A 22,121-nucleotide genomic window follows, 5' to 3' on the forward strand; every position below is an offset into this window, starting at 1 on the left:
ACACGTGCTCGACAACGCGGACGTCGTCGTCGTAGGAGCCGGGATCGCCGGGCTGGCGACGGCTCATCAGTTGACCGCGGCCGGTCTGTCGGTCAGGGTCCTGGAGGCCGCGCCGCAGGTCGGCGGCCGGATGACGACGGACACCGTCGACGGCTTCCGGCTCGACCGCCTCGGACCGCTGTTCACCGTCCCGGAGGTGGCGGGCGTGGCCCTGCGCCCGTTCGCCCCCGGGATTCTGGTGCACAGCGACGGGCGGTACGGACGGTGGGGCGCACCGCACACCCCCTGGGCCGCCCCGAGGGGCGGCGCGGGAGCCGCGCGGGGCGCCGGGGGCGTACGGGGCACGGGGTGGGGGTCTCCCCCCGCCCCCCGGGGCACGGGGGGCGCACGCGGGGTGGCGCGCGCCCTCGCCGGTGCCCCCCGCAATCCGGCCGCCTCGCTCGACCAGGCGCGCCTCGGGGCGTCCCTGGTGCGGCTCGCCACGACCCCGGCCCCGCGTCTGCTGGCCCGCACGGAGCGGGCCGCGCGCGAGGCGCTGTCGGCCCGGCTGCCGGCCCGCACCGTGCAGGGGGTGCTGCGTCCGCTGCTGGCCGCCCTCCTCGGCGATCCCGATCTGACGACCTCCAGCCGGCGCGCGGACCTCGCGCTGCGGTCCTTCGCGCGGGGCCGGCTCGGGGTGCCGGAGGGAGGGGCGGGGATGCTGCCGGAGCGGCTGGCGGCCGCGCTGCCGCCCGGCACGGTCCGTACCGGCGTGCGGGTCACGGAGGCGTCGATCTCCCGGGTGACGACGGCGGAGCACGGGGTGTTCGGCTGCCGGTCGGTGGTCCTCGCGACGGGCGGGCGGACGGCGGCCGAGCTGCTGCCGGGCCTGCGGGTCCCCGACTACCACGCGGCGACCGTGCTGCACCACACCGCGCCCGCCCCGCCGGCCGCCGATCCGGTGCTGCTCGTGGAGTCGGACCCGGGCGGTCCGGTGGCGCACACGGCGGTGATGAGCGCGGTCGACCCGAGCCGGGCACCGGCGGGCCGGACCCTGATCACCTCGACGATCCTGGGCACCCCGCCGGACGACACCGAGCGGCGGGTCCGCAAGCACCTGGCGACGCTGTACGGGGTCTCCACGGACGAGTGGGAGCTGGTGGGCCTGCACCACACCCCGCACGCCTTCCCGGCGATGCGGCCGCCGTTCGACCCCGAGCGCCCGGTGCGGGTCCTGTCCGGTCTCTATGTGTGCGGGGACCACCGCGCCACCGGCACCCCCGTCGGCGCCCTCTCCTCGGCCAGCCGCACCGCCGCGGCGCTCCTGGCCGACCTGGGCCTGCCGGCCCCGGAGACGGCGGCCGCCACCGCGGAGAAGGCGGAGAAGGCGGCCTGAGCGGGCGGGCTCAGCCGAGGGCGGCCACCCGGTCGCGGTAGGTGCGGACGGCGGGAGCGTCGCGGTAGGGCTCCAGGCGGCGCTCGAAGTCGCGGACGTACTCGACGGCCCGCGCCGAGCGCATCTCGGCGGCCTGCTGCGCGGCCTCGGCGCCCAGGGCGCACGCCTGGTCGATCTCGCCGAGCGCGAGCCGCGCCGAGGCGAGGACGACCCGGCAGAAGAGCCGGCTGCGGGCGTAGCCGGGGGCGCGGAGCTGGAGGGCGCGTTCGGCGTGCTGGGCGGCGGCCCGGTACTGCTGGAGGTCGCGGTGGCAGTGGCCGAGCTCGTCGGCGAGCTGGGCCTCGTCGAAGGACGTGGCCCAGTACGGCACCTCGTCGCCCGGCCGGGCTGCCTCCAGGGCCCGCTCGGCGCGGGCGAGCGCGGCCCCGCAGGTGCGGGAGTCGCCGAGCACGGCGTGCCCGCGCGCCTCGACGGAGTGCAGCAGGGCCTGCACGACGGGCGGGGCGGCGGAGCCGACGCCCTGCTGGGCGACCCGGGCGAGCTGGACGGCCTCCCGGCCGTGCCCGAGGTAGACGGCCTGGTGGCTCATGGTGACGAGCACGTACGAGCCGTAGGCCCGGTCCCCGGCCGCCTGGGCGAGCCGCAGCGCTTGGACGAAGTACCGCTGGGCGAGGCCGTGCGCGGCGATGTCGTACGAGGTCCAGCCGGCCAGCCGGGTCAGGTCGGCGGCCGCGGCGAAGAGCCGGCGCCCGACGCTCTCCCCGTAGGTGCCGCGCAGCATGGGCTCGGCCTCGTGCTCCAGGTAGCGGACGAGGGCCTGCCGGGCGTGGCCGCCGCCGTAGGCGTGGTCGAGGGTGCGGAAGAGCTCGCCGACGGAGCGCAGGGCCGCGATGTCACCGCTGGAGACCCGCTGTCCCGGGGCCCGGTCGGTGCCGCGCTGGCGGGGGACGGAGAACCGGCCCTGGGCGGGGACGCGCGGCTCGGCGGCCTGGCTCCGCGCACCGGCGCCGGAGGCCGCGCCCGCGCCCGGATGCGTACCACCGGCGCCCGCGCCCGGGTGTGTACCGCCGGCGGACGCGCCGACCGGTCCGCCGGCGTGCTCCCCGCGCGCGACCCGCTCGTCGGCCCGGCCGATCAGCCAGTCGCGGCTGGGGACGACGAGGCCGGCCGGGGTGAAGGCGATCTTCCGCAGTTCCGCGTGGCTGCCGGAGTCCTTGCGCCAGAGCCCGCTGACGATGTCGACGGCCTCCTCGGGGGTCGCCGCGAACTCGAGGCCCGCGTAGACCGGGGCGCAGGCGTCGAGCCCGAGGTCCTGTGCGGAGAGCCGGCGGCCGAGGCGGCGGGTGAAGACCTCGGCGATGAGGGCGGGGGTGGTGCCGCGCGGCTGCTGGCCGCGCAGCCAGCGGGTCACGGAGGTCTTGTCGTACCGCAGGTCGAGCCCGTGCTCCAGGCCGAGCTGGTCCACCCGTCTGGCGAGACCCGCGTTGGAGAAACCTGCTTCGGCGATGAGCGCGGCGAGCTGGCGGTTCGGGATGCGCTGCGGGGGTCGTTCCGTCATCAGCTATGCGGTCTCCTGCCTTCCGGGCCCGGGTGGCGGCCCGTACGGTCCCTCCTGGCCCTCATGGAACGGCGTGAATTTAGCGGCAGGAACCGCCCTGACCACCACCTTCGCCCCACATTCATCCGATCGTGTGAGGAACGGGAGGGCGGGTTGCCGCCGCGGGGTGACCGGCGGCGGCCGCGTGACCTCGCCCACCTGCCCGAGGGCGTTCCGGCGCGCCGCCGTACAGTGGCAGGGGCGCGAACGACGCATGGTGCCGAGCCGGCTCCCGCCCGGGACGATCCCCGGAACCCGGCCACCGGCACCCAGGAGGAGGCATGGCCGTGAGTGAGCTGCGATTCGTCCGTCTGGGCTTCGGCGCGGACGCCGTCGACTACCAGGTGGCGTGGGACAAGCAGCGCGAGGTGCACGCCGCCCGGTTCGCCGACGAGGTCGAGGACACCTGTCTGCTTCTGGAACACCCTCCCGTCTACACCGCGGGCCGGCGCACCGAGGACAGTGAGCGCCCCCTGGACGGGACGCCCGTGGTGGACGTGGACCGCGGCGGCAAGATCACCTGGCACGGCCCCGGCCAGCTCGTGGGCTACCCGATCATGAAGCTGCCCCGCCCGGTCGACGTGGTCGCCCACGTCCGCCGCCTGGAGGAGGCGCTGATCCGCACCGCCGCGGAGTTCGGCCTGGAGACCACCCGGATCGAGGGCCGCAGCGGCGTCTGGGTGCTGGGCGACCCGATCGAGCAGCGTCCCGCGCTCGGCGGCCTCTCCCTGGACTTCGACCCGCGGCTGAACGACGACGAGTTCGACCCCCGTCTGAACGGTCCGGAGTACGCCCCGTCCAACGCCGGGCAGCGCCGTGAGGACCGCAAGCTCGCGGCCATCGGCATCCGGGTCGCCAAGGGCGTCACCATGCACGGCTTCGCCCTCAACGTGAACCCGGACAACACCTGGTTCGACCGGATCATCCCCTGCGGCATCCGGGACGCCGGGGTGGCCTCCCTGGCGAACGAGCTGGGCCGGGACATCACCATCGACGAGGTGCTCCCGGTGGTGGAGAAGCACCTGCGCGAGGTCATGGCGCACGCGGACCTGAAGCCGCGCGAGATCGTGCGGGAGACGGAGCGGCCTGTGGAGACGGCGACCGCCTGAGGAATGCCGAGCCCTGGCCATGGGTTGGCCAGACGTAGCAAGGCAGGGAAGCAACGGGCGTACCCTGGTGTGCGCCGAAGAATCGAAGCTACAGGAGCCGATGTGTCCGCAGTCGCACCCGACGGACGCAAGATGCTGCGCCTGGAGGTCCGGAACAGCCAGACCCCCATCGAGCGCAAGCCCGAGTGGATCAAGACCCGGGCGAAGATGGGGCCCGAGTACAACAAGCTGCAGGGGCTCGTGAAGAGCGAGGGGCTGCACACGGTCTGCCAGGAGGCGGGCTGTCCCAACATCTTCGAGTGCTGGGAGGACCGCGAGGCGACCTTCCTCATCGGTGGCGACCAGTGCACCCGCCGCTGCGACTTCTGCCAGATCGACACCGGCAAGCCGCAGGCCCTCGACCGTGACGAGCCGCGCCGGGTCGGCGAGTCCGTCGTCACGATGGACCTGAACTACGCCACCATCACCGGCGTGGCCCGTGACGACCTGGAGGACGGCGGCGCCTGGCTGTACGCGGAGACCGTGCGCCAGATCCACCAGCAGACCGCCGAGCGCCCGACCGGTCACACCAAGGTCGAGCTGCTGGCCCCCGACTTCAACGCGGTGCCGGAGCTCCTGGAGGAGGTCTTCGCCTCCCGCCCCGAGGTCTTCGCGCACAACGTCGAGACGGTGCCGCGGATCTTCAAGCGGATCCGCCCGGGCTTCCGCTACGAGCGGTCCCTGGAGGTCATCACCAAGGCCCGGGACTACGGTCTGGTCACGAAGTCGAACCTGATCCTCGGCATGGGCGAGACCCGCGAGGAGGTCAGCGAGGCCCTGCGGCACCTGCACGACGCCGGCTGCGAGCTGATCACCATCACCCAGTACCTGCGCCCGTCGGTCCGGCACCACCCCGTGGAGCGCTGGGTGAAGCCACAGGAGTTCGTGGAGCTGAAGGACGAGGCCGACCAGATCGGCTTCTCCGGCGTGATGTCGGGCCCGCTGGTGCGTTCGTCGTACCGCGCGGGACGCCTCTACCAGCAGGCGATGGAGCGGCGCAGCCGAGCCGGAGCGTAGGTTGGGGGTCCGCCCGAGGGACGAGGGCGGGCACCCGGCCGCAGCGGTGGCGAGGCGGAGCGCGACCAGCAGTCGGAGCGGCGCGCGGGCGCGGTGGGCACGGCTCCGGCCGTCTGACCGCCGTACGCGAGGTAGTGCCGTACGCGAGGTAGTGCCGTACGCGAGGTAGTGCCGTACGCGACGTGATGCCGTACGCGAAGTGATGCGGCCGTCTGCCCGGACGGCCGCATCGGCGTGTCAGGGGCTTCATCAGTGTTTGACCATCGGGTCACGTCCTGGTAACACCAATCTGTGAGGCTGTTCTCACTCACCGCCACCGAGCGCTCACGGAGGCCCTCGCCCATGCAGGCCGCGCACATCCGAGCCACCGCGATCCCGTCCGTCACCGGCGCCCTGAGGGCCGTCGAGTCCCTGCTGCTCGCCCGTGGGCAGCGCACCGCCCGGCGCAACGCCTGGACCTCGGTCCTGGAGGACCGGCGCCGCGCCAGGGACCGGGCGGAGGCCCTGCACGTGTTGGAGGCCGTGGCGGGCCGGGCTTCCCGGGCCACGTAAACTTCAGGACATGGCGAGGAAGGCAAACACGGGCGGCGCTGACGCCGCGAACCCCGGGCGACTGAAGCAGATCGCCCTCACGTACAAGATGACCCGGAAGGCCGACCCGAAGGTCGGTCTCGTCGTCGCGGGCGTGGGCATCGTCGTACTCGGTGTCCTCCTCGCGATCGGCTTCCTCATCGATCACCCGGTCTACCTGGGCATTCTCGGTTTCGTTCTGGCCTTCCTGGCGATGGCGATCGTCTTCGGCCGGCGTGCCGAGAAGGCGGCCTTCGGGCAGATGGAGGGCCAGCCGGGCGCCGCCGCGGCGGTGCTGCAGAACATCGGGCGCGGCTGGACGACGACTCCGGCGGTGGCGATGAACCGCAACCAGGACGTCGTGCACCGGGCGGTCGGCCGCCAGGGCATCGTGCTGGTGGCCGAGGGCAACCCGAACCGGCTGAAGACGCTGCTCGCGGCCGAGAAGCGGAAGATGGCCCGCATCGTCCCGGACGTGCCGGTGACGGACATCATCGTCGGCAACGACGAGGACGCCGGCCAGGTGCCGCTGAAGAAGGTCCGCACCAAGATGCTGAAGCTGCCGCGGGTGCTGGCCGGTCCGCAGGTGACGGCGACCAACGACCGGCTGCGGGCGATGGGCGACCTGATGAGCAACATGCCGCTGCCCAAGGGGCCGATGCCGAAGGGCATGCGGATGCCTCGCGGCGGAAAGATGCGCTGACCGTACGCGAGCGTACGGAGAAGGGGGCGCCCCGGACCGGATCGGTCCGGGGCGCCCCCTTCTTCGTACGCTCGGATGCGGACCCGGACCTCAGATCCGGACCTGGACGGCGCCGGCGAAGCGGTCGTGCAGGCCGCGGCCGTCGCGGTCCCAGATGAGGGCGGGGATGGCGAGGCAGACGAGGACGCTGCGGACGACGACACGGAGCAGGCCGAGGCGGCCGCCGTGCACCGAGACGACCCGGAGGCCGAAGAGCCGCTTGCCGGGGGTGGAGCCGATGGTGCCGACCGTGAGCACGCTCAGGACCAGCAGGATGAGCAGGGCCCAGTTGCCGGTGGCCTGCCGGTAGCCGTCGGTGATCAGGCCGTATGCGATCAGCATGCAGAGGGCCCAGTCGACGGCGAGGGCGCCGAGGCGGCGGCCGGGGCGGGCGATCGAGCCGGGGCCCTCCTCGGGCAGACCGAGCTGCTGCCCCCGGTAACCGAAGTCGACGCCGGCTTCCTCGGCCGCGGCGCGCGGTCCGGAGAGCCATGATCCGAGTGCTTGCCTGTTGTCCACCCGACCACGGTACTGCGCCCGTTTTCGATCACTTCCGCCTGGGTGGGCATGCGGGCGGCGCGAGGGCGCGGGGTGCGGCGGCGCACCCGCCCCGGTTAACTTCGACGAAACAAATGGGTCATGCTTGAGAAATCCCGTCTGCCTATGGTCGGGTCCAGCGTGGGCCACCGCACTGGCCGCACGACCGAGCTGCAACCCCGCCCCTCCCCGGGCCGGGAGTAGGAGGAGTTGGATGTTCCAGAACGCCGACGAGGCCAAGAAGTTCATTCAGGACAATGACGTCAAGATGGTCGACGTCCGTTTCTGCGACCTTCCGGGCGTGATGCAGCACTTCACGATCCCGGCGACGGCGTTCGACCCGTCCGAGGAGCTGGCCTTCGACGGTTCGTCGATCCGCGGCTTCCAGGCCATCCACGAGTCGGACATGGCCCTGCGCGCCGACCTGTCGACGGCCCGCCTGGACCCGTTCCGCCGTGACAAGACGCTGAACATCAACTTCTTCATCCACGACCCGATCACGGGCGAGCAGTACAGCCGTGACCCGCGCAACATCGCGAAGAAGGCGGAGGCGTACCTGGCCTCCACCGGCATCGCCGACACCGCGTACTTCGGCCCCGAGGCCGAGTTCTACGTGTTCGACTCGGTCCGCTTCGAGACCTCGGCGAACCAGGGCTTCTACCACATCGACTCCGAGGCCGGCGCCTGGAACACCGGCAAGGAGGAGGACAACCGGGGTTACAAGGTCCGCTACAAGGGCGGCTACTTCCCGGCCCCGCCGGTCGACCACTTCGCCGACCTGCGCGCGGAGATCTCCCTGGAGCTGGAGAACGTCGGCCTCAAGGTCGAGCGCCAGCACCACGAGGTCGGCACCGCCGGCCAGGCGGAGATCAACTACAAGTTCAACACGCTGCTCGCCGCGGCCGACGACCTGATGCTCTTCAAGTACATCGTGAAGAACGTCGCCTGGCGCAACGGCAAGACCGCGACCTTCATGCCGAAGCCGATCTTCGGCGACAACGGCTCGGGCATGCACGTCCACCAGTCCCTGTGGACCGGCGGTGAGCCGCTCTTCTACGACGAGCAGGGCTACGCGGGTCTGTCGGACACCGCCCGCTACTACATCGGCGGCATCCTGAAGCACGCCCCGTCGCTGCTGGCCTTCACCAACCCGACGGTGAACTCCTACCACCGTCTGGTGCCCGGCTTCGAGGCCCCGGTCAACCTGGTCTACTCGCAGCGCAACCGCTCCGCCGCGATGCGCATCCCGATCACGGGCTCGAACCCGAAGGCCAAGCGCGTCGAGTTCCGCGCGCCGGACCCGTCCTCGAACCCGTACCTCGCCTTCTCGGCGCTCCTCCTCGCGGGCCTCGACGGCATCAAGAACAAGATCGAGCCGGCCGAGCCGATCGACAAGGACCTGTACGAGCTCGCCCCCGAGGAGCACGCGGGCGTCGCCCAGGTCCCGACCAACCTCGAGGCCGTCCTCAAGGCCCTCGAGGAGGACAACGAGTACCTCCAGGCCGGCGGTGTCTTCACCTCCGACCTGATCGAGACCTGGATCGACTACAAGCGCACCCACGAGATCGCCCCGATCCAGCTTCGCCCGCACCCGCACGAGTTCGAGCTCTACTTCGACCTCTAAGCCGGCGGCACGCCGAGCGGACCTGCCGAGGCCCGTCGCCCCTTCCGGGGCGGCGGGCCTCGCCGTTTCCGTATCCGTTGCCGTTTCCGTTTCGGCTTTTCAAGCCTCGGACGGCTCGGGGATCCGCCAGTCGTACCGATAGCGCTGCTCGGGCGGCAGGCCGATCGGGCCGACCGGGCCGAAGGACTTGACGAGGTAGCCGAAGACCTGGTGCTGCGCCTCCTCGGAGATCTCGTGCCAGGTCTCCGGGGTCACCGTCATGACCTCCCGCATCAGCGAGCGGTCCGACTCCGCCTCCAGCATCGCGAGGCGGTCCTCGCGGTCCATGGTCTCGTCGGCGTGCATGGCGGCGATCGACCGCTGGAGCAGGTTGGGCTCGACGGCGAGGCGCCGGAGCAGCAGGTCGCAGCCGTGCAGGTAGGCCGTGTGCATGTCGACGGCTTCCCGGTCGGGGTAGTGATAGCCGTACGGGGCGCCCTCCCCCGCGCCGAGATAGTCGCCCTTCAGGGTCTTGAGCAGGGCGCGCAGGGCCATCTCGGCGCCGCTCTCCTCGATGAGGCGCAGGCCGAGCTCCACCCACTCGTCCTCCGTCATCATCGGCTCGTGGGGCACGGTGAGGGAGGGGTGGATCTCGATGGCGTTGAAGGGGTTGATCATCAGGCCGAGGACCGCCTCGGGGGTCCATCGGCCGTCGTCGGTGCCCCAGCCCTGGGACAGGCCCAGTTCCCGGGCCGACTGGTGACCGCCGGACTCCCCCTCCCGTATCGCGCGCCACAGCTTCAGGAAGCGTGCCACCTCGCCGGCCGGGTCCCTCGGCGGGTCGACGCAGGCGGCCGCGAGCACTTCGACGATGGACTGCACGGTCTCCCAGCGCGGGACCGTGAGCCCCTTGAGCGCGGCGCGGACGCCCTCGTGGCTGACGACCGCGGGATGGTCGCCCTCCTCGATGAGCGTGCTGATCCTGCGCATGCTGGGGCGGCCGGCCGCGCGGTGGAGCTCTTCGAGGGCCCGCACCAGTTCCTGGTGCGCGGGGTGGGGCGGGGTGGTGGTCACGGTGCGGCGGGTCCCTTCGGCCGTGCGACGGTCCGGACGTGCGCGGGAGGCTGTCAGATGGCGTCAAGAGCCTAGAAGTCGCAGGCCACGGTGCGCGTGTCAGATTCCGCCAACTTCCCCGCGCGGCCCGTCAGACGGCGGCAAGTGGGGTGAGCGGCGCCGCAGCATGGAGGCAGCGCCGTGGCCGAACCGGCGCGTTCTCCCGAGGAGTTGAACCCCTGTGCACATCCCTGCCTACGCCCGTGCCACCATCCGGGCCGCGCTGCCGACCCTCCCCACCTCCCGGCAGGTGGGCGCCGTCGACTGCTGTCTGTGCGACGAGCCGTTCGGTGACCGGGCGGCCGTGCCGCTCGGTGACCGGGCGGCCGTGCCGCTCGGTCCGACGCCGGAGTCGGGTCTCTTCGGCTGCCGCGACTGCCTGACCCGGCTGGTCGCCAGGGCGCGCCGGGCGCGGGACGCGGACCGGTTGCGGGACGCGGAGCGGGCCCGGGACGAGGCCGCGGAGTGGGAGCCGGCCCGGGCGCGGCACCTCGCCCGGCTCGACCGGGTGCGCGAGGCGGCGGAGGCCGTGGCCGAGCTGGCCCGGGACGAGGCGACGGACGCGCGGCGGGTCGCGTGGCTCCTGGTGTCGCTGGAATCGGCGTACACCTGGCTGCCGGAGGCGCCGGAGCCGCCGTCGTCGGTGGGCGGCGAGGACGCGGAGCTGAGGGACGCGGTGTTCCGGCTCGACCTGGCGATGATCGCGGCGCGGGAGGCGGTGGCGGAGCGGCTGGCGTATCACGTGATCAACGAGGCCATGCCGGACGAGCCGGAGATGTGCGAGGAGCTGGAGTGTCCCGAGGACTGCACGGGGCGGCACGACTCCTCGCACATCGACTGCGGGCCGGACGCCGTCTTCGACGACCTGGCGGAGCACGGCGTCGCGGTGGAGAAGCCGGAGCCGGAGCCGCTCGGACCGGCGTTGCGGGCGCTGGTGGAGCGCGTGGCCGCCCGGCGCGGAGCCGAGGGCGGCAGCGGGGACGACGGCGAGCCGGGGGTGGAGGCGGAGGGGCGCCTTGCGCATGTGGTGGAGGGCGCGGAGTTCGTTCTCGACCACTTCGGCGTCCCCGTGGACGATCCGGAGGTCCTGCTGAGCGCGGCGGCGGTCGGTCTCGTCCACGACGCCTGGCGTGAGGGTCCGCTGGACGAGATCCACGCGAGGGAGGACGGGCCGGGCGACGGGGACATCCTCGCGCAGAGCGTCGATCTGTACCGCCGGGCGAGAACGGCCCTGCTGGCCGCGCGGGACGACGGCCCCGAGGCGCTGGCGGCGTTCGTGGCCGTCGCCTCGGACGTACGGCTGCGGTGGGCCGGTGGCTCCGGTTTCATGCTGCGGCACGGGGCGGCGGGACCGGACGACGAGACGCTCGCGGAGTTCGTCCGGCAGGTCGACCAGCGGGTCTGGTTCACCGGTGAGGTGATGCGGGCGCAGGGCTGGCGCGGGGCTCTGCTGCACCGGGCGGCCTCGGCGGCGTTCAAGGCGCCGGCCCATTTCGGCATGCCCGCCTGGCCGTCCGTGGTCGACGCGGTCGTGGCCGGGCTCGCCGCGACCGATCGCTCGGGGGCCCCGGAGGCGCTGGCGGATCCGGCGGCGGTGGAGGCGGCGTTGCGGGAGGCGCCCGACCGGCTGGGTGTGGAGGCGCTCGACTGGCTGGTGCGGCGGGGGTTGCTCGGCGCGCCGGAGGTCCTGGCGTGAGCTGGGACGCGATCGCCCTCTTCCTGCTCGCGCTGTTCGGGTGCGTGACGCTGGTGCTCGCCCAGGTCGGAGACGTACTGGACCGGCTGCCGCGGCTGATCCGCGCCTGGCGGGAGGTGCGGAGCGAGCTGCGGGACGGAGGCGGCGGTTCGGGTACGGCGAGTGACGAGCAGGTGAACGAATGACGAACACTCACTTCGTACCACTGGGTAGGGTGTTCACGCTCAGCGACTGATCGATAGCGTGTCGTCGTCGCGGCCGCCACACCCGGAGCACTGGGCTCCGCTGGGACTAGTTGGCGCGATGAGGAAATCCGAACGTGACTCAGGCGGCATACGCCCCTGCGGAGACGCTCCGACTCCAGCCGTACACCGACCACTGCCGTGTCATCGCCGACGAGGGCGCACACGTGGTCATCGGCGTCTCACCGGGAAACAGTTATTTCACCGCCCAGCGGCTGCGCGATCTGGCGCGCTGGGGGTTGGACCACTTCGAGCGGGTCGATCTCGTCTACACCGATCTGCATGTGGCCGACATGTACGAGGCACTCGGCTACGCGGCCGACGAGGCGCGGCGGAAGGCCGTGAAGAATCTGCGGGGGGTACGGGCGAAGGTCGGGGCGGCCGTCGCCGAGGCCGACCCGTCGGGGATGCGGATGCGGGCGCGCGGGATGTCGGAGTTCGGCGCGGTGCCCGCCTACCAGGAGCTGCACCGGCAGGTCGTGGCGGCGGTGGCCGACGACCCGGTGGTGCGCAGGACCTGTGACGCGCTGACCGGGATCTTCCTGGCCGGGAAGCTGACCCCGGGACAGGAGATCACCGAGCGGCAGCGGCAGGTGTGCCGGGCGTACATCTGCGCCGAGGTGCCGCTGTTCCTGGACACGCCCGCGATCCTCGGGGTGCCGTCCTCGCTCAACTGCTACCACCAGGCCCTGCCGTTGGCCGATCTGCTGTACGCCAGGGGGTCCGGACTGCGGGCCTCGCGCAATCAGGGGCACGGCATCCTCACGCCGGTCCGCCCCGCCGAAGGAGATGTGCGATGAGCCGTACCACCACCGTGGACCTGCCGGCCGAGCCGCCGGCGTTCCCGTTCGACTGGAACGGCACCCGGCTGCCCGCCGAGATCGAGGAGCTGCGCGCCGAGCCGGTGCGCAGGGTGCGGACCATCGCCGGGGCGGAGGCGTGGCTGGTCTCCTCGTACGGGCTGTGCCGGCGGGTGCTGGAGGACCCGAGGTTCAGCCTGAAGGACACCTCGGCGCCGGGGGTGCCGCGGCAGTACGCGCTGACGATCCCGCCGCATGTGGTGAACAACATGGGCAACATCACCGGCGCGGGGCTGCGCAAGGCCGTGATGAAGGCCATCAACCCGAAGGCGCCGGGCCTGGAGGAGTGGCTGCGGGCGCGGGCCGGGTCCCTGGTGGACGCCCTGGTCGGCGAGGGGGCGCCCGGTGAACTGCGGGGCGGCTACGCCGATCCGTACTCGGCCGGGCTGCACTGCCGGATCCTCGGGATCCCGGAGGAGGACGGGCCGCGGCTGCTGCGCAGCCTGGACGTGGCGTTCATGAACGCGCCCAGCGAGATCGAGGCCGCGCGGCTCAACTGGGACCGGGACATCGCGTACATGGTCGCGCGGCTCGACGATCCGGCGACCACCGGGCTCATGGCCGAACTCGCGGCGCTGCGCGACGATCCCGATTACGCGCATCTGACGGACGAGATGCTGGCCACGGTCGGGGTGACCCTCTTCGGCGCGGGGGTGATCTCCACCGCCGGTTTCCTGACGATGGCGCTGGTGTCGGTGCTGACCCGGCCGGATGTGCGGGAGGCGCTGACCGGGGGCGGAGCCGGGGTCGCGGGGGCGATGGACGAGCTGCTGCGGGTCAATCTGTCGATCGGCGACGGGCTGCCGCGGCTGGCCCTCGAGGACGTGTGGCTCGGTGACGTGCTGGTGAAGGCGGGCGAGCTGGTGCTGGTGCTCGTGGAGGCGGCCAACCACGATCCCGAGCACTTCCCCGAGCCGCTGGCCTTCCGGCCGGACCGGGAGAACGCCGCCGATCATCTGTCGTTCGGCGGCGGCGGGCACTACTGCCCGGCGACCGCCCTCGGCAAGCGGCATGCCGAGATCGCTCTGGAGACGCTGCTCGCACGGCTGCCGGGGCTGCGGCTCGCGGTGCCGGTGGAGCAGTTGGTGTGGCGCACCAACTTCATGAAGCGGCTACCCGAGCGGCTGCCCGTCGCCTGGTGAGCCGAGCTCCGGCCCGATAGGCCGCGAAAGGCCACGAGAGACGCAGGGCGCTGCCCGGCCCGGGGCCGGGCAGCGCCGTCGGGGTCAGCGGCCGTAGCGGATCAGGGCGCGGACCATGTGGCAGGTGGTGTCGGAGGGCGGGTGGATGCCGAGTTGGGCGGCGGTCGTGCGTATCTTCGCGTTGGTCGCCCGGGAGGGCAGGTAGACGCCCGCGTCGAGCAGGGCGATCGCGAGGCGCATGGCCTTCAGCCGGCGGTTGTGCGTGACGTACCACTCGCGGGGGCGGCCCGCGGGGAGCGGCTTCTTCTGGAGGGGCTTCCAGGGTTCGAGGGACGGTGTCCGGATCATGGCGACTGCCATGGGCGACCTCCTGGCGAACGGTGGGCGGGGGCCCTCCCCGGGACCCTCGCCTTCACCCCCGATTTTAGTGGCCACCACTGACAATCGCCCCTGGCCAGAACGGCTTTCACGAGGCCCGGGCGGTACGTTGGGGGGCATGGAGATCTGGATCAATCCGGCCTGTTCCAAGTGCCGGAGTGCGCTGACCCTGCTGGACGCCGAGGGCGCCGACTACACCGTGCGGCGCTATCTGGAGGACGTGCCGTCGCCCGGCGAGATCCGGGAGGTGCTGGAGCGGCTGGGCCTGGAGCCGTGGGACATCACGCGGACGCAGGAGGCGGCCGCCAAGGAGCTGGGCCTCAAGGACTGGCCGAAGGACGCGGCGAACCGGGAGCGCTGGGTGGAGGCGCTGGCGGCGCATCCGAAGCTGATCCAGCGGCCGATCATCACCGCGGACGACGGCACGGCGGTCGTGGCGCGGTCGGAGGAGGCGGTGCGGGACGCGCTGTCCCGCTGACCTCAGGGCGCGAAGTGGCGGGCGATCCGGGCGTGGGTGCCCGGCGGGGCCGCCACGGGCAGGGTGAAGTGGGTGGCGTCGGCCAGGGTCTCCGTCTCCACGCCGGGGACGGCGGCCCGCGCCCGGCGGGCCACGGCGGCCGGGTCGTGGGCGCGGGACCGGCCGGCGAGCAGCACCAGTGTCGGCGGCTTCAGGGCGGCCAGCCGCTCGGGGGCGGGCCGGGGTCCGCCGACGGGGCGGACGGTGGGGACGGTCGCGGCCAGGGTCTGGAGGCGCCGCCAGTCCGGGTCGAGCGCGGCGCCTCTCGTCTCCCAGTCGAGGAGGGCGGCGCTCCCGGCCAGGGTGGGCCGCAGCAGCACCGGCAGGGCGCGCAGCAGGAAGCGGGGGGCGTAGCCGGTGAAGCAGTTCGTGGGGTCGAGCAGGACCAGGCGGGCGACGCGGTCCGGAGCGGCGAGCGCGTGGTGCAGGGCGATCCAGGCGCCGTACGAGTGGCCGACGAGCCCCACGGGGCCGGTCGCCGGGCCGCCCGCCCGGCCGTCGAGGGTGCCGAGGGCGTCGAGGAGGGCGTCGAGCCAGTCGGTGAGGTCCCGGACGGTGCGGATCCGGCGGCGCGGGTCGGGGACGCTGCGACCGGGCTCGCCGACGAGGTCCACGGCGTGGACGCGGTGCGTGGCGCCCAGCGCGGCGGCCGTGCCGTACCAGCCGGTGGCGGTGGCGCCGCCGCCCGGCAGCAGGAGGACGGGCGGGGCGTCGGCGGGACCGTGGCTGATGAGGTGGGTGCCGCCGTACGGGGTGGGCACCGTGGTGGTCGTGGTGCCCGGCGGCCAGCCGGCGAGGACGGCGTCGTAGGCGCGGTCGAACGCTTCCTGGGCCATGCGCGAGTCCTCTCCCCCGGTCGGTCCGCGTCGTCGGCACCCTACCCGTCAGACCGTCACCAGGGGCACGGCCGCCGCTTCCGCCTCCGCCAGGATCTCCGTGAGCCGGGCCCCGAAGCGGACGTCGCAGGCGTGCGGCTCGCCGGTCCGTATCGCCTCCAGGAGGGCGTCCACCGCACCGGCGAAGGCGTCGAGCGCGCCGTCCCAGCCCGGCATCGTCGCCCGGCCCCGCTCGCCGTACAGGGAGAGCGCGGCCTCGGCGGCGGCCGGCGGGGCGCTGAGGGTGAGCGTCGCCGTGCTGCTCGCGCCCGAGGCGTGGCGCAGGACCAGGTGGCGGGTGTCGGCCGCGCCCGCCGCGCAGGTCACGGCGGTGACGTCGCCGAGGACCGGCAGGAAGACGGACAGCACGTGCGGGCCCACGTCCCACAGGCCGCCCTTCTCGCGCCGCCACGGCGAGGAGGCGTAGGCGCTGGACGAGCCGGGCGCGAAGAGGGAGCCGAGCCAGTGCGCCTCGCCCAGGAACCAGCCGCCCGCCGCCGCCTGCTCGTCGATCCAGCGGGCGGTGGACGGCGCGAACCGCAGGGTGCAGAACACCACGGACGCGACCCCGGCCGCCGTCACCGCCCCGGCGACCTCGCGGGCGGTCGCGGCGGAGGTCGCCACCGGCTTGTCGAGGATCACATGGCAGCCGGCCGCCGCGGCCCGGACCGCCAGCGGGGCCTGGACGTCCGGGGGCAGGGCGAGGGCGACGGCGTCGCTGGCCGCGAGGAGGGCGTCCACGTCGTCGTACGCCCGGGTGCCGCACGCGGCGGCCAGCGCGGCGGCGGCCTCGGGGCGTCTGCCCCACACCCCGCTGAACTCCACGCCCGGGTGGCCCGCGAGGGCGGGCGCGTGGGTGCGCTCGGCCCAGGGGCCGGTGCCGAGGAGACCGATACGGGGCTTCGTGCCGGGGAGCTTCGTCATGCCCACCAGTCTGCCGGGCCGCCGCGGCCCCCCGGCTCCGGGATCCCCCCGACCCGTCCCCGGTCCGGCCCGGAGCGCACGCTCCGGGCGCGCCCCCGCCACCCCGCGCGCCGGCCCGCTCCACCACCCGCTCGGGACCACCGGCTCGGGACCACCTGCTCGGGACCACCGGCTCGGGACCACCTGCTCGACGCCCGCCCGATATCCGGTGGACCGGCTCCCCTCCCCCGGTGCTAGCGTTCCCGGGCCGGCCGCGGGACTCCGGTGCGACTTCCGGGACCTGCCTATGAAGCAACGTATTCGCTGTTCGCGCCCCCATTCCCCGGCCGGCACCCGTGAACGGAGGGAAGGAATGTCGTCCGACCTCGTCGCCGCCGAGGACGTGCTCCTCTTCGTCAACGCGGCCGTCACGGCCAGCGGCCAGCGGGAGTTCCGCGCCACGGCCGAGGAACAGCGGCTCTCCCTCGCGTTCCTGCACGAGTACGTGCGCGTCAACTACCGGCCGCTGTACGCCGCCGCGCTCGCCCTCGACATCAACGACCACAACGCGGCGCTGATCGTCGAACAGCTCCTGCGCACGCCGGCGGAGGCGGGGCCCCGGGAGGGCCGGCTGATCGCGGCGCGGTTGGCGAAGCTGCCGCCGCAGCGCGTCTACCGGCTCTTCACGGCCCTGCGCGCCGCCGGGGTGAACAACCGGCGCACCCGGGCGATCGTCCGGGACTGGCTGGCGGGCCGCCCCGACCTGGCGCACGACGCCGTGAAGTACCGCTCCGGCCTCAAGGCCGCCGTGCGGCACGCCCGTCTGCCGCTGCCCGGGGAGCACGGCGCCGAGACCGGCGACTTCCTCTTCGCACCCGCCCGCCGGGCCCGTTACGCGCAGCCCGTCCTGGAGGCGTTCCGCCGGGCGCGCCACGAGCAGGCGGCGCTGTACGAGCTGCCGTTCACGGTGGCCGAGGGGTTCGCCGCCCGGCACGGCGTACCGCGTGAGGTGTTCCTGGAGCGGATGGCACCCCGGATGACGCGGCTTGAGCGGCTGCGCACCCGCCCGGCGGCGCCGGGGACCGATCTGTCCGTGATGCCGCTGACCCGGCTCGCGCTGTACGTGCTGTCTCTCCCCTTCGGGGAGAGGAGGGAGCGGCGGACGGAGCTGACCGGGGCGCTGCGGGCGGCGGCGCGGCGGGTGGCCGGGCCGCACGCCGGAAGCTGGGGCCGGGTGGCGGCGGTGCTCGACGACAGTTGGTCCTCGTCCGGTTCGGCGGTGAAGCGGCGCCGTCCGCTGGCGGTCGCCCTGGGCTGCCACTTCCTCCTGGAGGCACTGGCCGCGCCGGGCGCGTACACGGCGCACTGGACCTCCGGCGGGCGTGACCCGCTGCTCGTGCGGCCCTTCGGCGCGACGCCGCTCGGCATGCGCATCGTCGACGCCCTGGAGGACGCGCCGGAGCGGCTGCTGATCGTCTCGGACGGCTGGGACAACGCGCCGCCGGGGCTCGCTGGAGAGGTGCTGCGGGTGTGGCGGTCGCGGCTGGATCCCCGGCGGCGGACGAGCGCCGTCCATGTGAACCCCGTATACGACGCGGAGGTCTTCGACGTGCGCCGGCTCGCTCCCGGTGTGCCGACGGCCGGGATTCGGGACGCGGAGGACCTGCCGGCGCTGGTGGAGATCGCCCGGTTCGCGGAGGGCCGGGAGGGGCTCGCGGCGCTGCGGGCGTATCTGGACCGCCGGGTGGAGCTCTTCCTGGACGGGGCCGAGGACGGAGGCGGGCGGTGACCCGGATCGATCTGGCGGGGCTCCGGGTGCGGCCCGCCCAGGTGTGGGGCGGGGTGCGGCTGGTGCCGCTGGTGCGGGACGAGCCGATCGAGGGCCTGCGGCTGCACCGGGAGGTGTACGACGGCTGGGGCACCGCCTCGGTCGATGTCGGCGACGGCACGACGTACACCTCCTACATCCCGCACGGGCTGGTCGCCGACTGGTCGGAACCGGACGCGAACCAGGGCGGGGGCCCGGGCACGGCGGCGCGCCCGGGCGGGCGCGGGGAGGCCGCCTCGTACGGGACGCGGCTCGGCGACCGGGCTCCGGCGGCCGCCGTCCCCGTACGGCGGCCGGTACGGCGACTCGCGCGGCGCCGGCACGGCGAGCCGCGGCTGCGGTTCCTCCCGCTGCACCTCGCCCTGGAGGGCTATCTGTCCCTGCACTTCGGCGGTCCGTCCACGGTCTGGGACGAATGGTCCCGGCAGGCGGTACGGCGAGGGCTGTCGCCGCGCGCGGAGGCGGCGTACGCGGGAGGGCAGGTGCCGGGCCTCGCGGACGCCCTGCGGGTCTTCGAGATCCACCCGGGGCAGTGCGGGATGGTGCTGTACGCGGCCGACGCCCTGGCCGCGGCCTTCGTCGTGCCGCATCCCGACGACTACCGGCTGCTGCACCCGACCCTGGTGGAGGACCTGTTCGGGGAGCTCGTGCACCAGTACGCGCGCTACGGCGGGCCCGTGCCGGAGTTCACGGCCTCGCTCGACGGCGACCGCGTGCACTCGCTCGCGCAGCTCCGGGCCGCGGCGGACGCGCAGGCGCGCGAGTGGGCGGCGGCGCACGACGGGCTGATGGCGCGGGACCTGCTGGAGACGCCGTACGCCTTCGAGCGGGTCTACCGGGCCGGGCGCTTCGGCCTGTACCGCTTCCTGCCGCCGTTCCTGCGCTCGGGGCAGGAGCAGCACATCGGCGAGCTGATCACCGACCACCGGGGACGGACGGCCTATCTGAAGACCTTCCGGCTGTCCGAGGCGCAGATCCGGCGGGGCCATCTGCTGCGCAGGCTCGCGGACTGCGACTGGCACCTGGGGCGTACGGCGGAGGCGCTCGGCACCTCGTACGCCGAGCTGGTGGCCCGCGTCCGGCGGGCCGGTCTCGGGGAGCTCCTGGAGGCGCATGTGATCGCACGGCGGACACGCGTAACACGGGAAGGCTGAGTAACACGGGGTTCACAATCGGGCAACCGACGGGAAATCCCGTGTTGCGAAGCTGCGTGCGCGCAGACACGCCACCGCAGCTCTCGCAACGTCGCGAGCCGCCGCCCCGCCAGCACCCGCAGCACCACGCCAAAGGATGAGGCCCGTGACCTTCAAGGCTGAGTACATCTGGATCGACGGCACCGAGCCGACCGCCAAGCTCCGCTCCAAGACGAAGATCATCCCTGGCGAGGGCCTGCCCCTGGAGGAGCTGCCGATCTGGGGCTTCGACGGTTCCAGCACCAACCAGGCCGAGGGCCACGCCTCGGACCGCGTGCTCAAGCCGGTCTTCTCCTGCCCGGACCCGATCCGCGGCGGCAACGACGTGCTGGTGCTGTGCGAGGTGCTCAACACGGACATGACGCCGCACGCGTCCAACACGCGCGCCGCGCTGGTGGAGACCTACGCGAAGTACGCCGCCCAGGAGCCGATCTTCGGCATCGAGCAGGAGTACACCTTCTTCGAGGGCACCCGCCCGCTCGGCTTCCCGGTGAACGGCTTCCCGGCGCCGCAGGGCGGCTACTACTGCGGTGTCGGTGTGGACGAGATCCACGGCCGCCCGATCGTCGAGGCGCACCTGGAGAACTGCCTCAAGGCGGGCCTGGGCATCTCCGGCATCAACGCCGAGGTCATGCCCGGCCAGTGGGAGTTCCAGGTCGGCCCGCTGGCGCCGCTGGAGGTCGCCGACCAGCTCTGGGTGGCCCGCTGGCTGCTCTACCGCACGGCGGAGGACTTCAACGTCGCCGCGACCCTGGACCCGAAGCCGGTGAAGGGCGACTGGAACGGCGCGGGCGCGCACACCAACTTCTCCACCAAGGCGATGCGCGAGGGCTACGACGCGATCATCACCGCCTGCGAGGCGCTGGGCGAGGGCTCGAAGCCGCTCGACCACGTCAAGAACTACGGCGCGGGCATCGACGACCGCCTGACCGGTCTGCACGAGACCGCCCCGTGGGACCAGTACTCCTACGGCGTCTCCGACCGCGGCGCCTCGGTCCGCATCCCGTGGCAGGTCGAGCAGGACCGGAAGGGCTACATCGAGGACCGCCGTCCGAACGCGAACGTGGACCCGTACACGGTGACCCGCCTCCTGGTGGACACCTGCTGCGAGGCCCTGGAGAAGGCCGGCCAGGTCTGAGACCGGCGCTGACAGACCAGGGCTGAGGGATCGGGTCCGATCCGCACCTTCCCGGGAAGGGGGTGCCCGCCGTCACGGCGGGCACCCCCTTCCCGCGTTGTCAGTGCCGTCTGCCATCGTGCATCCATGCTCGACATCACAGTGCGGACCGAGAACGGGGAGAGGCGCGTCCGGCCGTCCGAGGAGGACCTGGCCGGGCTCGTGCGGCGGATCGGCGCGGAAGGAAACCGTTTCCTGATCCTGCAACGGATACCGGACCTGCCGGCCGTGTTCGCGCAGGTCTGGCACGACGGCTCCGGCCCCTACCAGGTGGAGCACCGGGCCGGGGCGCCCGAGCTCCATTTCGAGACGCGGCTCGACGAGCCGGCCGAGGTCGCGGAGGTCCTCACCGCGTGGGCGCGCGGCGGCGCCGACTTCGCCGCCTGCGGCGAGGCCGGGGGCATCGTGTGGGAGAACATGGACTTTCCGCCGGATCCCGCCGTGCCCGAACTCCCGGAGGAGATACGGGAGGAGCTGGAGGAGCGGGTGCGCGAGCTGCTGGTCTGCGGCTACGACGACCGGGCGAGGCTGACCGAGACGGCGGAGGACTATCTGGTCTCCGGCGACGAGCGGCCGGTGTCACGGCAGCAGGCCACGGCCCTGGTGGACCGGCTGTGGACGGAGCGGGTCGCGGAGACGGCCGCCTGGGAGGGCACGACGGACCCGGAGCGGATCACGGCCGCGTTCGCCGCGCTGGACGCCGCCGGGATCGTCGCCCGTGAGCACTTCACCTGCTGCCGCTCCTGCGGCACGGCGGAGATCGGCATGGAGGACGGTGCCGAGGAGGCACGGGGATTCGTCTTCTTCCACACCCAGTGCACGGAGGGCGCCGCGGCGGGCGGGCCGCTGTATCTGATGTACGGAGGGTTCGACGGGTCGCCGGCCACGACGGCCGCGATCGGCGGAGAGGTGGCCGAGGCGCTGCGCGGGCAGGGCCTGACGGTGGAGTGGGACGGGGATCCGGGTCAGGCGCTCCTGGTCACGGGGCTGGACTGGCGCAAGCGGCTGACGGGGTGAGGCACCGTCACTTTCGTGGGTGTTCGCGCCGGTCGGCGGGGCGGTGTGACGTAACCGGGGCTGCCCACCGCACTTCCCTCCTGGTTTAATAGGGATATGGCTGGCATCGAGAACGACACCGCGACGGGTCGCGACGACCTCGAGCCGTTCTGGCCTTCCCGTCAGCACCATGACTTCGACCGGTGCTGTCGGCGCGTGAGGAACGCGTCGGCCCTCTAAAGCCCCGACCGGTAGGTTCCGGTCCTCCGGCCTTCGGCCGACGCGCATGACGTACGCACGACACCGTCCGTCCGTGACCCGCGCGAAAGAGCTGATTCACCATGGCCCACACCCAGGCTGCCACCGCCACCCCCCTGACCGCCGCCCGCCCCCGTCTGCGGGCCGTCGATCCCGACGAGATCGCCGGTCTCGCGGGGGTCGCCGAGTTCCTGCCGCCCGGCGCCACCCTCCTGCCCGCCCCGCAGCACGCGCTGCCGACGCTGCCCGGCCGGCCGCCGATGGTCGGCTACCTGGTGCTGCTGCCCGCCGACTCCAGCTCCGGCTCGCCGAAGAAGGTCATCCACTCGGGGTCGCGGTCGCCGGGGCCCCGCT

Annotated in this window: 21 protein-coding genes and 1 pseudogene; 16 read left to right on the top strand and 6 right to left on the bottom strand. The window is 73.4% G+C overall.

All coding sequences use genetic code 11. From position 1 onward, the window contains the following. Window positions 1-4: 4 nt before the first annotated feature. A complete protein-coding gene (locus tag ABZ135_RS28795; protein ID WP_356699578.1) occupies window positions 5-1,375 on the top strand; it encodes an NAD(P)/FAD-dependent oxidoreductase in 1,371 nt (456 codons plus the stop codon). Window positions 1,376-1,385: 10 nt separating this feature from the next. Here the strand turns inward: ABZ135_RS28795 and ABZ135_RS28800 are convergent, their stop codons facing one another. Further along, window positions 1,386-2,933 (bottom strand): regulator, encoded by a 1,548-nt coding sequence (locus ABZ135_RS28800; RefSeq protein ID WP_356699580.1) that lies wholly within the window; start codon window positions 2,931-2,933, stop codon window positions 1,386-1,388. A 326-nt stretch (window positions 2,934-3,259) separates the two neighbouring features. On the opposite strand from ABZ135_RS28800, the gene lipB reads away from it, so the two are divergent. From lipB to ABZ135_RS28820, 4 genes are all read left to right on the top strand, one after another. Next, window positions 3,260-4,081, top strand: a complete 822-nt coding sequence (gene lipB / locus ABZ135_RS28805) for a lipoyl(octanoyl) transferase LipB (protein ID WP_356699582.1) — start codon at window positions 3,260-3,262, stop codon at window positions 4,079-4,081. A 102-nt stretch (window positions 4,082-4,183) separates the two neighbouring features. Then, window positions 4,184-5,137: a lipoyl synthase gene (lipA, locus tag ABZ135_RS28810; protein WP_356699584.1), complete on the top strand. Its 954-nt coding sequence runs from the start codon at window positions 4,184-4,186 to the stop codon at window positions 5,135-5,137. A 342-nt stretch (window positions 5,138-5,479) separates the two neighbouring features. Then, a complete protein-coding gene (locus ABZ135_RS28815; protein WP_356699586.1) occupies window positions 5,480-5,689 on the top strand; it encodes a hypothetical protein in 210 nt (69 codons plus the stop codon). A gap of 10 nt (window positions 5,690-5,699) precedes the next feature. After that, on the top strand, window positions 5,700-6,410 hold the full coding sequence (locus ABZ135_RS28820) for a DUF4191 domain-containing protein (protein ID WP_356699587.1): 711 nt from the start codon (window positions 5,700-5,702) through the stop codon (window positions 6,408-6,410). 90 nt (window positions 6,411-6,500) lie between these two features. Here ABZ135_RS28820 and ABZ135_RS28825 read toward each other — a convergent pair whose 3' ends face one another. Further along, window positions 6,501-6,968, bottom strand: a complete 468-nt coding sequence (locus ABZ135_RS28825; RefSeq protein WP_356699588.1) for an RDD family protein — start codon at window positions 6,966-6,968, stop codon at window positions 6,501-6,503. 232 nt (window positions 6,969-7,200) lie between these two features. Here ABZ135_RS28825 and glnA point away from each other — a divergent pair, with 232 nt between their 5' ends. Further along, complete coding sequence (glnA, locus tag ABZ135_RS28830) at window positions 7,201-8,610, top strand: type I glutamate--ammonia ligase (protein ID WP_356699590.1); 1,410 nt, start codon at window positions 7,201-7,203, stop codon at window positions 8,608-8,610. Between the two features lie 99 nt (window positions 8,611-8,709). On the opposite strand, the gene ABZ135_RS28835 is transcribed toward glnA, so the two are convergent. Next, window positions 8,710-9,663 (bottom strand): hypothetical protein, encoded by a 954-nt coding sequence (locus ABZ135_RS28835; protein WP_356699591.1) that lies wholly within the window; start codon window positions 9,661-9,663, stop codon window positions 8,710-8,712. A 220-nt stretch (window positions 9,664-9,883) separates the two neighbouring features. On the opposite strand from ABZ135_RS28835, the gene ABZ135_RS28840 reads away from it, so the two are divergent. From ABZ135_RS28840 to ABZ135_RS28855, 4 genes are all read left to right on the top strand, one after another. Next, window positions 9,884-11,398, top strand: a complete 1,515-nt coding sequence (locus ABZ135_RS28840) for a hypothetical protein (protein WP_356699593.1) — start codon at window positions 9,884-9,886, stop codon at window positions 11,396-11,398. Further along, on the top strand, window positions 11,395-11,583 hold the full coding sequence (locus ABZ135_RS28845; protein ID WP_356699595.1) for a hypothetical protein: 189 nt from the start codon (window positions 11,395-11,397) through the stop codon (window positions 11,581-11,583). Before ABZ135_RS28840 ends, ABZ135_RS28845 begins: the two co-directional genes overlap by 4 nt. Before the next feature lie 134 nt (window positions 11,584-11,717). Beyond that, the gene (locus ABZ135_RS28850; RefSeq protein ID WP_356699597.1) at window positions 11,718-12,440 is read left to right on the top strand and encodes a tRNA-dependent cyclodipeptide synthase; all 723 of its coding nucleotides are present in this window, start codon (window positions 11,718-11,720) and stop codon (window positions 12,438-12,440) included. Further along, a complete protein-coding gene (locus ABZ135_RS28855) occupies window positions 12,437-13,642 on the top strand; it encodes a cytochrome P450 (RefSeq protein ID WP_356699598.1) in 1,206 nt (401 codons plus the stop codon). The genes ABZ135_RS28850 and ABZ135_RS28855 overlap by 4 nt, the downstream gene beginning before the upstream one ends. Window positions 13,643-13,726: 84 nt before the next feature. Here ABZ135_RS28855 and ABZ135_RS28860 read toward each other — a convergent pair whose 3' ends face one another. Next, on the bottom strand, window positions 13,727-14,002 hold the full coding sequence (locus tag ABZ135_RS28860) for a hypothetical protein (protein ID WP_356699600.1): 276 nt from the start codon (window positions 14,000-14,002) through the stop codon (window positions 13,727-13,729). A 136-nt stretch (window positions 14,003-14,138) separates the two neighbouring features. Here ABZ135_RS28860 and ABZ135_RS28865 point away from each other — a divergent pair, with 136 nt between their 5' ends. Beyond that, window positions 14,139-14,498: an arsenate reductase family protein gene (locus ABZ135_RS28865; RefSeq protein ID WP_356699602.1), complete on the top strand. Its 360-nt coding sequence runs from the start codon at window positions 14,139-14,141 to the stop codon at window positions 14,496-14,498. Between the two features lie 2 nt (window positions 14,499-14,500). Here ABZ135_RS28865 and ABZ135_RS28870 read toward each other — a convergent pair whose 3' ends face one another. Together ABZ135_RS28870 and ABZ135_RS28875 are read right to left on the bottom strand one after the other, a co-directional pair. Then, window positions 14,501-15,373, bottom strand: a complete 873-nt coding sequence (locus tag ABZ135_RS28870; protein WP_356699604.1) for an alpha/beta fold hydrolase — start codon at window positions 15,371-15,373, stop codon at window positions 14,501-14,503. 48 nt (window positions 15,374-15,421) lie between these two features. Then, complete coding sequence (locus ABZ135_RS28875; protein ID WP_356699605.1) at window positions 15,422-16,336, bottom strand: Gfo/Idh/MocA family oxidoreductase; 915 nt, start codon at window positions 16,334-16,336, stop codon at window positions 15,422-15,424. A 352-nt stretch (window positions 16,337-16,688) separates the two neighbouring features. Here ABZ135_RS28875 and ABZ135_RS28880 point away from each other — a divergent pair, with 352 nt between their 5' ends. The 5 genes and pseudogenes from ABZ135_RS28880 to ABZ135_RS28900 form a co-directional block, all read left to right on the top strand. Then, window positions 16,689-18,104 (top strand): hypothetical protein, encoded by a 1,416-nt coding sequence (locus tag ABZ135_RS28880; RefSeq protein WP_356699607.1) that lies wholly within the window; start codon window positions 16,689-16,691, stop codon window positions 18,102-18,104. Next, window positions 18,101-19,297, top strand: a complete 1,197-nt coding sequence (locus ABZ135_RS28885) for a hypothetical protein (RefSeq protein ID WP_356699609.1) — start codon at window positions 18,101-18,103, stop codon at window positions 19,295-19,297. The genes ABZ135_RS28880 and ABZ135_RS28885 overlap by 4 nt, the downstream gene beginning before the upstream one ends. A 145-nt stretch (window positions 19,298-19,442) precedes the next feature. Then, window positions 19,443-20,474 (top strand): glutamine synthetase, encoded by a 1,032-nt coding sequence (gene glnII / locus ABZ135_RS28890; RefSeq protein WP_356699611.1) that lies wholly within the window; start codon window positions 19,443-19,445, stop codon window positions 20,472-20,474. Window positions 20,475-20,600: 126 nt separating this feature from the next. Further along, window positions 20,601-21,530 (top strand): hypothetical protein, encoded by a 930-nt coding sequence (locus ABZ135_RS28895; protein ID WP_356699613.1) that lies wholly within the window; start codon window positions 20,601-20,603, stop codon window positions 21,528-21,530. A gap of 320 nt (window positions 21,531-21,850) precedes the next feature. Beyond that, window positions 21,851-22,121, top strand: a pseudogene (locus tag ABZ135_RS28900) (winged helix family transcriptional regulator); the annotation flags it as partial.

The organism is Streptomyces sp. NPDC006339 (genome assembly GCF_040612775.1).
Taxonomy (GTDB): Bacteria; Actinomycetota; Actinomycetes; order Streptomycetales; family Streptomycetaceae; genus Streptomyces.

Bases quoted from the DNA above. Each gene is read 5' to 3' on its own strand.
- ABZ135_RS28800 (WP_356699580.1), bottom strand. From the start codon at position 2,933: ATGACGGAACGACCCCCGCAGCGCATCCCGAACCGCCAGCTCGCCGCG.
- ABZ135_RS28870 (WP_356699604.1), bottom strand. From the start codon at position 15,373: ATGGCCCAGGAAGCGTTCGACCGCGCCTACGACGCCGTCCTCGCCGGC.
- glnA (WP_356699590.1), top strand. From the start codon at position 7,201: ATGTTCCAGAACGCCGACGAGGCCAAGAAGTTCATTCAGGACAATGAC.
- ABZ135_RS28815 (WP_356699586.1), top strand. From the start codon at position 5,480: ATGCAGGCCGCGCACATCCGAGCCACCGCGATCCCGTCCGTCACCGGC.
- ABZ135_RS28875 (WP_356699605.1), bottom strand. From the start codon at position 16,336: ATGACGAAGCTCCCCGGCACGAAGCCCCGTATCGGTCTCCTCGGCACC.
- ABZ135_RS28820 (WP_356699587.1), top strand. From the start codon at position 5,700: ATGGCGAGGAAGGCAAACACGGGCGGCGCTGACGCCGCGAACCCCGGG.
- ABZ135_RS28865 (WP_356699602.1), top strand. From the start codon at position 14,139: ATGGAGATCTGGATCAATCCGGCCTGTTCCAAGTGCCGGAGTGCGCTG.
- ABZ135_RS28855 (WP_356699598.1), top strand. From the start codon at position 12,437: ATGAGCCGTACCACCACCGTGGACCTGCCGGCCGAGCCGCCGGCGTTC.
- ABZ135_RS28860 (WP_356699600.1), bottom strand. From the start codon at position 14,002: ATGGCAGTCGCCATGATCCGGACACCGTCCCTCGAACCCTGGAAGCCC.
- ABZ135_RS28880 (WP_356699607.1), top strand. From the start codon at position 16,689: ATGTCGTCCGACCTCGTCGCCGCCGAGGACGTGCTCCTCTTCGTCAAC.
- ABZ135_RS28895 (WP_356699613.1), top strand. From the start codon at position 20,601: ATGCTCGACATCACAGTGCGGACCGAGAACGGGGAGAGGCGCGTCCGG.